Raw genomic sequence first — 346 nt, forward strand, 5'->3', positions numbered from 1 at the left:
CACCGCCAAGATCGTTCACCGCGCCACCCACCTGGACCACGACATTGCCGAGGCTGTCCGTGGTCGTACCGATGGGATCGGAGGTGTTGCCGATCTGACCGAGGCCATCGCTGATCCCGTCGCCCAACGTGGTCACGGCGCCACCGAGACCATCGACAGCGCCGCCGAGACCGTCGGCGAGGCCACTCGTGCCACCCAGGATGGTGGTCGAGGGCAACTGCGTGCCGACACCCGACACCGCACCGCCAATAGCGGAAATGATGTTGCCGGCGCCCGTCGCGATCGTCCCCACGGCGTTACTGGGCGGTGGCGTACCAGTGCCGCCACCTCCACCACCGCCGTCACC

Annotated in this window: 1 protein-coding gene; it reads right to left on the reverse strand. The window is 68.2% G+C overall.

Features of this window, described 5'->3' with window-relative positions:
- Positions 1-346: collagen-like triple helix repeat-containing protein (locus tag ACR9ZJ_RS19425; protein ID WP_481288695.1), on the reverse strand; the 346-nt coding region annotated here is incomplete at both ends.

The organism is Luteibacter sp. KNZ12-1A, assembly GCF_056755675.1.